This is a genomic window from Salinigranum sp. (assembly GCF_041641895.1).
GTDB lineage: Archaea > Halobacteriota > Halobacteria > Halobacteriales > Haloferacaceae > Salinigranum.
Genome location: NZ_JBEPXO010000006.1, coordinates 63,208 through 70,202 on the forward strand (window position 1 = coordinate 63,208; position 6,995 = coordinate 70,202).

The following is a 6,995-nucleotide window of genomic DNA, read 5'->3' on the forward strand; positions in this document are numbered from 1 at the left end:
TTCGAGTCCCCGTCGACGTCGTCCGCGTCGGGCTTCACGCGCGTACCAGACAGTCGGGTCGACAGCCCGGCAGACGCGCTGCCAGTCACCGCCAGTCTCGCGGTGCTCCCGCCGGTCACGGGACCTGCGCGCGAGACGGCTGCCGTTCCGTCCGACACCCGTCGCTCACTCGAGGTGTTCCTCTTCCTCCTCTTCGAGATTGCGGTCCTCGCTGTCGGAGCGTCGCCGGACGTCGACGCGGTAGTGTTCGAGGATGTCGCGTCCGAGGAGGACGGGGTAGTCCATGTGCGAGCGGTCCTCGACGCTCGCGGTGACAGTGTGCTGTCGTCCGCCGATGCCGATGACCAGGTCGACGACGGGGCGGGCCTTTCCGCCTTTGACCGACCCGCTTTTCACGCGCGTCATGCTCTTGATGGGGCCGGCACCGATTTCAGCGGCGAGCGACGTGTCGATGCTCGTCCGCGTCGCGCCCGTGTCGGATTTCGCGAGCGTCTGGGTGGAGCCGCTGGTCCCCGAGACGACGACGTCCTCGATGTAGCCGATGATGGGGGTGTCCTCGCGCTGGCTCAGCGCGGACCGGGGTTTGCAGGAGGGAGTCGAGTCGTCGAGTGTCGAGGCCAGCTCCTCTACTCGCTCGTCGTCGACGTCGCCGCCGGCCGTCTCGATGGCCAGCTTGGCGATGTAGGGGCCGGCGCTCGACCCGGTCGCCTCGTGCAGCCCCTTGAATCCGGCCGTCGGGTTCACCTCGAGGACGAACCAGCCGTCCTCGCCCTCGACGAGGTCGACGCCGACGTAGTCCAGCCCCATCACGTCGGCGGCGTACAGCGCCGTCTCGCGGGCCTCGGTCGGCATGTCGTCGGTGGCGTCCTCGACGGCGCCGCCGAGCGCGACGTTGGTCCGCCAGTCGCCGTCGGGGGCGTAGCGGTACATCGCGCCGATGACGTCCCCGTCGACGATGTACACTCGGAGGTCACGGTGCCGGGTGTCGTCGCGGTCGATGAGGTCCTGGAGGAACGCCTGACGGTTACCGACTTTCGGGTTGACCGCGTCGGTGAGGTCGACCTTCCACGTCCCGCCGCCGTGGGTCCCGATGGCGGTCTTGTAGACGCCGACGTCGCCGAAGCGCTGGCGGCCCTGGTTGAGCCGTTCGTTCGAGAGCGCCAGGAGGGCGTCGGGGACCTGGATGTTCCAGTTCGCCAGCGTCGCCGCGGTGGCGAACTTGTGGATGGCGGTCAGGACGGCGTCGGGTTCGTTCAGCATCGGCCGGATGCGGTTGAACGTCGTCGCGAGGCCCAACAGTTCCGCGGGCTCTTCGGTGTTCGAAAGCAAGAGGCGGTTGGCGATGATGTCGACGTCGGGTTCGACGGTCACCTCGCTCCCTTCGATGTTGATGGCGGTGTTCTCCCGGCGGAGCCACACCGGCGTGTGGCCCAGGTCCTCGACGGCGTTGAGGATCGCCTTCGTCTCCTTGCTGTTGTGGAGGCTGAGAACACCGACACGTACGTCGTCCTGCTCGGTCATGACACTGGATTTCGGAGCGGTCGAAAAAGGGTTGACGGTTGGGTTCGCCGGCCGAACCACGGGACACCGTCACTCCGTCTCCGCGACGCGTTCGCGGGCCTCCGGTCTGCCGAGTCACGACGGACCGGTAGCTCATCATTTAAATACGCGGGGGGACAGTACCGGACAATGACCAGCGACGGGGCGTTCACGTACAACGGCGGACGGGTCGACCCTGGTGAGACCCAGAACATCCGCTACGGCATCTCCGAGACGTATCTCGGCGATCCCGTCCGTATCCCGGTCAGTATCATCAACGGCGAGCGGTCGGGACCGACGGTGTTTCTCAGCGCGGCGGCGCACGGCGACGAACTCAACGGCATCGAGGTGGTCCGCGAGGTGGCCTTCGAGTGGGACCTCTCTGACTTGGCGGGGACGCTCGTCTGCATGCCCGTGTTGAACGTCCCCGCCTTCCTCGCTCAGGAGCGGTACCTCCCCATCTACGACCGCGACCTGAACCGCTCGTTCCCCGGGCACGAGGACTCCACCTCCGCGAAGCGGATGGCCCACCGCATCTTCCAGAACTTCATCGAACCGTGTGACCTCGGGCTGGACTTCCACACCTCCACCAGGGGACGGACGAACATGCTCCACGTCCGCGCGGACATGGGGAACAAGCGCGTCGGCCGCCTCGCCCGCGCGTTCGGCTCGAACGTCATCATCGACGGCGAGGGGCCGGAGGGGACCCTGCGGGGCGAAGCGACCGACGCGGGCGTCCCCACCATCACCATCGAGATGGGCGAGGCCCACCGGTTCCAGCGGCGACTCATCGACGACGCGCTGGCGGGCGTCGAGTCGGTGTTCGCCGAGTACGGCCTCCGGGACACGAGCCTCGTCCGGTGGCCGGGGTGGCGGACGGTCATCACCGACAACCAGGAGAAGACGTGGATCCGTGCCGACGTCGGCGGCATCGTCGACATGCATTACGAGGTCGGGTCGCTCGTCCACGCGGGCGACCGCATCTGCACCATCACCAACCCGTTCAAGGACGACAACACCACCGTCGCCGCTCCCTTCACGGGCGTGCTCGTCGGCGTGCTGGAGAACCCGGTCGTCTACCCGGGGAACCCGCTCTGTCACCTCGTCGAACTGGACGAGAAGACGCTCGGCGTCGTCGAACAGCAGCAGTCGCCCGAGAAGTACACGCACGTCTGAGTCCCCGGGACAGTCGTCCGGCGTGCCGGGTCGACGTGTACGTCCCGGCGGATTCCCGGTGCTCGTGGCGGACCCGGGCCGTGTCTCTGCCGACGGCACGCATCGCCACCGACACCCGGTCGCCCGGCCTCGCGCCGTGGCTCCCACCACCGCCCGCCACATCGGCGGCACGAATCGGGGTCACTCTCGGGCGCGAACGCGTAACTTCTATACCACCCCGGTACCCAGCCACACAAGAGCATGAGTAAGTATCACAGTCGAGGCCTCGTCGAGGACTTCGGTCGGTGGCGGGAGTTCTCTGCCGGGATGTGGGCCTGGGTGTTCCACAAGTTCACGGGCTGGGTGCTCGTGGGGTACCTCTTCACCCACATCGCGGTCCTCTCGACGGCGCTGTCGGGTGCCGGGGCGTACACCGAGACCATCCAGGCGCTCGAGAGCCTCCTCGTGGTCCGCATCCTCGAGGTGGGCCTGCTGGCCGTCGCGGTGTTCCACATCCTCAACGGCCTGCGCCTCCTCCTCGTCGACCTCGGCGTCGGGCTGGACGCACAGGACAAGAGCTTCTACGCCTCGCTCGTTCTGACGGGTGCCATCGTCGTCGCGAGCGTGCCGACGTTCATGGCGGGGGTGTTCTGAGATGGCGGAGCGCTACTCCTCGTTCAAGCCGGGGGGCCGACGGTGGCTCTGGCAGCGCATCACGGCGGCGTTCCTCGTCATCGTGCTGGCGTTCCACTTCTTCCTCTTGCACTTCGTCAACCACGCGGACGAGGTGACGTTCGCGCTCTCCTCCGCGAGGATGGAACAGCTCTCGTACTACTCGCTGATGGTCCTGTTCCTCGTGACGGCGACGTTCCACGGAGTCAACGGCGTCTACAACGCGCTGGTGAACCAGGGCCTCACGGGCACGAAACTCCAGGTCGTGAAGGGCGCGCTCGTTCTCGCCAGCGCGGTGCTCATCATCCAGGGTATCCGCACGGCGAACGCGTGGGCGGGCTTCCCGACGTTCTAACATCATGAGCACGCAAGTCCCAGAGACACAGGAAGCGGAACCGGAGACGGAAGAACAGCCACCCTCGAAGGGCGACGAGCGACGCGCCGAGCGCCGCCGCAAGGCCGCCGAACGGGAGCGCGAGCGACAGGAGGAGGCGGCCGAACGCGCCCGGGAGGCGGAGGACACGGTCGAACTGAAGGTGTTCCGGTACGACCCCGAGGTGCCCGAGAAGGAGAAGCCGCGGTTCGACTCGTTCCACGTCCCCTTCGAGAAGGGGATGACGGTGCTCGACGCGCTGATGTACGCCCGGGACACCTACGACTCCTCGCTCACCTTCCGACACTCCTGTCGGCAGGCCATCTGCGGCTCCGACGCCCTGTTCATCAACGGTCGGCAGCGGCTAGGGTGTAAGACCCAGCTAGCGGACCTAGACGAACCCATCCGTGTCGAACCGCTCCCGCATCAAGAGGTCGTGAAGGACCTCGTCGTAGATATGGAGCACTTCTACGACCAGATGGAGGCCGTCGAGCCGTACTTCCAGACCAACGAGCTTCCCGACGGGGAACTGGAGGAGCAGCGCCAGACGCGGGAGAACCGCGAGAAGATCAAGATGTCCACGCGGTGCATCTGGTGCGGCGCGTGTATGTCCTCCTGTAACATCGCCGCCGGCGACAACCAGTACCTCGGCCCCGCGGCCATCAACAAGGCGTACCGGTTCGCGATGGACGAACGCGAGGGCGAGGACATCAAACAGCAGCGCCTCCAGATCATCGAGCAGGAACACGGCGTCTGGCGGTGTCAGACCCAGTTCTCCTGCACCGAGGTGTGCCCGAAGGACATCCCCCTCACGGAGCACATCCAGGAACTCAAGCGTGAGGCGGTCAAGAACAACCTGAAGTTCTGGTAACGACGGACGGGGACGGCGTGGACGCGGGCGGAAACGCTCAAGTCCACCCAGTCCTAACCGGACTTCACGGACGAGCTTTAAAAAGGAACGCGGACACTCACCGACACTCACACTATGTACGAACACGACGTCATCGTGGTCGGCGCGGGCGGGGCGGGCCTGCGCGCGGCCATCGCAGCACAGGAAGAAGGGGCCGACGTGGCCATCGTCACGAAGCTCCATCCGGTCAGGAGCCACACCGGCGCGGCCGAAGGTGGTATCAACGCCGCCCTCCGCGAGGGTGACTCCTGGGAAGACCACGCGTACGACACCATGAAGGGGTCGGACTACCTGGGAGACGCTCCCGCCGTGGAGACGCTCTGCCGGGAGAGCCCCAAGGAGACGATGCAGCTCGAACACTGGGGGATGGCCTTCTCGCGCGACGAGGACGGCCGCGTCTCCCAGCGGCCGTTCGGCGGCCTCTCGTTCCCACGGACGACGTACGCCGGTGCCGAGACGGGCCACCAGCTGCTCCACACGATGTACGAACAGCTGGTCAAGCGCGGCATCGAGGTGTACGACGAGTGGTACGCGACGCGCCTCGCCGTGAGCGACGAGGAGCGCCCCGAGGAGCGGACGTGCCACGGCGTCGTCGCCTACGACATCCAGTCGGGCGAAATCGCCGGCTTCCGCGCTCGCAAGGGCGTCGTCCTCGCCACGGGTGGTCCCGGACAGGTGTACGACCACACGACGAACGCCGTCTCCAACACGGGCGACGGCGTAGCGATGGCCTACCGCGCCGGGGTGCCGATGGAGGACATGGAGTTCATCCAGTTCCACCCCACCACCCTGCCGTCGACGGGCGTCCTCATCTCGGAGGGCGTCCGCGGCGAGGGCGGCATCCTCTACAACGCCGAGGGCGAGCGGTTCATGTACGAACACGGCTACGCGAACAACGCCGGCGAACTCGCCTCCCGGGACGTGGTCTCCCGGGCCGAACTCACCGAGGTGAACGAGGGCCGCGGCATCGAGGACGAGTACGTCCACCTCGACATGCGCCACCTCGGCGAGGAGCGCATCATCGACCGGCTGGAGAACATCCTCCACCTCGCCGAGGACTTCGAGGGCGTCGACGGCCTCGAGGAGCCGATGCCGGTCAAGCCCGGCCAGCACTACGCGATGGGCGGCGTCGAGACGGACGAGAACGGCGAGACCTGTATCACGGGCCTGTACGCCGCCGGCGAGTGTGCCTGCGCGTCGGTCCACGGGGCCAACCGGCTGGGCGGGAACGCCCTCCCCGAACTCATCGTCTTCGGCAAGCGCGCCGGCCAGCACGCCGCCGGGCGTGACCTCGGCACGGCGCGAATCGAGACCGGCAAGCGCGGCGAGTACGAGGTGGGCGAAGTCGACACGCCGGTCGAACCCGGTGAGGTCACTGGTGGGGAACCGGGTGACGTCGCCGCCGACGGCGGCACGGCCCCCGACGGTGGGGCGACGGCCGAACTCACCCCCGAGGAGTGCGTCGAACGGGCGGTCACCGACGAGCGGACCCGCGTCGACGCGCTGATGTCGCGTGACGGGACCAACCACGCGACCATCCGTGCGAAGGTCCAGAAGTCCATGACGCGCTTCGTCAACGTCTTCCGCGAGGAGGAGGGCCTCAAGCAGGCGCTCCGCGACATCCGCGAGGCTCGCGAGGCGTACCAGGACGTCGCCGTCTCCGACCCGTCGCGAACGTTCAACACGGACCTCATCCAGACCATCGAGACGCGGAACATCCTCGACCTGGCGGAGGCCATCACGCTCGGCGCGCTCGTGCGCGACGAGTTCCGCGGTGCACACTGGCGCAAGGAACACCAGGAGCGCAAGGACGAGAGCTGGCTGAAGCACACGATGCTCTCGTGGAACGACGGCACGCCCGAGGTGTGGTTCCGCCCCGTCATCCTCGAGGGCGAGGACAAGACGTACGAACCGAAGGTCCGGAGCTACTGACGACTCGCTCGTCCGCGTTCTCCGCCGGACTCGTTCTCGCAGGTCCGTTCCCCGGCGGTCACCAACGGGTATTTGCTTCCCCCGCGACTACGTCGGGGTGGAAGGGTGGCTCAGTGGTAGAGCACACCGGGTCCGACACCTGTCGCCCGGTGACTTTGGCTTCGCGTGGTTCGACTCCCGCCCCTTCCACTCCGTCTCGACTCGTCCGTGTGAGTCGCCTCGCTGTCCCCGTACTTTCGACGATCGTTGAATCAGAGTTTTAGTATCGTCGTACCCTACCGCTCGGCCGATGGCAACGCAGTCGACACACATCGAGGTGCCACCGGACGTCGAGTCGCCCCGGACGAAACTCGTCTACCTCGCGCTCACGGCTGGCGGGACGGCCACCGTCGAGGAACTGCAGGACGCGCTGTC

Annotated in this window: 6 protein-coding genes and 1 tRNA gene; 6 read left to right on the forward strand and 1 reads right to left on the reverse strand. The window is 67.0% G+C overall.

Features of this window, described 5'->3' with window-relative positions; translation table 11 throughout:
- Positions 1-165 precede the first annotated feature (165 nt).
- A complete protein-coding gene (locus tag ACESK5_RS02340) occupies positions 166-1,521 on the reverse strand; it encodes a RimK/LysX family protein (RefSeq protein ID WP_372909938.1) in 1,356 nt (451 codons plus the stop codon).
- Positions 1,522-1,689: 168 nt separating this feature from the next.
- Here ACESK5_RS02340 and ACESK5_RS02345 point away from each other — a divergent pair, with 168 nt between their 5' ends.
- From ACESK5_RS02345 to ACESK5_RS02370, 6 genes are all read left to right on the forward strand, one after another.
- Positions 1,690-2,715 carry a succinylglutamate desuccinylase/aspartoacylase family protein gene (locus ACESK5_RS02345; RefSeq protein WP_372909939.1) on the forward strand — a complete coding sequence of 342 codons (1,026 nt, stop codon included), beginning with the start codon at positions 1,690-1,692 and terminating at the stop codon, positions 2,713-2,715.
- Positions 2,716-2,955: 240 nt separating this feature from the next.
- Complete coding sequence (gene sdhC, locus ACESK5_RS02350; RefSeq protein ID WP_372909940.1) at positions 2,956-3,348, forward strand: succinate dehydrogenase, cytochrome b556 subunit; 393 nt, start codon at positions 2,956-2,958, stop codon at positions 3,346-3,348.
- A 1-nt stretch (position 3,349) separates the two neighbouring features.
- Entirely contained in the window at positions 3,350-3,721 is a 372-nt protein-coding gene (locus ACESK5_RS02355; RefSeq protein WP_372909941.1) for a succinate dehydrogenase hydrophobic membrane anchor subunit, read from the forward strand.
- Between the two features lie 4 nt (positions 3,722-3,725).
- Positions 3,726-4,610, forward strand: coding sequence for a succinate dehydrogenase/fumarate reductase iron-sulfur subunit (locus ACESK5_RS02360; RefSeq protein WP_372909942.1), 885 nt, complete (start codon positions 3,726-3,728; stop codon positions 4,608-4,610).
- Between the two features lie 114 nt (positions 4,611-4,724).
- Positions 4,725-6,581 carry an FAD-binding protein gene (locus ACESK5_RS02365; protein WP_372909943.1) on the forward strand — a complete coding sequence of 619 codons (1,857 nt, stop codon included), beginning with the start codon at positions 4,725-4,727 and terminating at the stop codon, positions 6,579-6,581.
- A 99-nt stretch (positions 6,582-6,680) separates the two neighbouring features.
- Positions 6,681-6,770, forward strand: a tRNA-Arg gene (locus tag ACESK5_RS02370).
- Positions 6,771-6,995 lie beyond the last annotated feature (225 nt).

Excerpts from the sequence above, each read along its gene's own strand:
- ACESK5_RS02365 (WP_372909943.1), top strand. The coding sequence starts at position 4,725 with ATGTACGAACACGACGTCATCGTGGTCGGCGCGGGCGGGGCGGGCCTG.
- ACESK5_RS02355 (WP_372909941.1), top strand. The coding sequence starts at position 3,350 with ATGGCGGAGCGCTACTCCTCGTTCAAGCCGGGGGGCCGACGGTGGCTC.
- ACESK5_RS02345 (WP_372909939.1), top strand. The coding sequence starts at position 1,690 with ATGACCAGCGACGGGGCGTTCACGTACAACGGCGGACGGGTCGACCCT.
- ACESK5_RS02340 (WP_372909938.1), bottom strand. The coding sequence starts at position 1,521 with ATGACCGAGCAGGACGACGTACGTGTCGGTGTTCTCAGCCTCCACAAC.
- sdhC (WP_372909940.1), top strand. The coding sequence starts at position 2,956 with ATGAGTAAGTATCACAGTCGAGGCCTCGTCGAGGACTTCGGTCGGTGG.
- ACESK5_RS02360 (WP_372909942.1), top strand. The coding sequence starts at position 3,726 with ATGAGCACGCAAGTCCCAGAGACACAGGAAGCGGAACCGGAGACGGAA.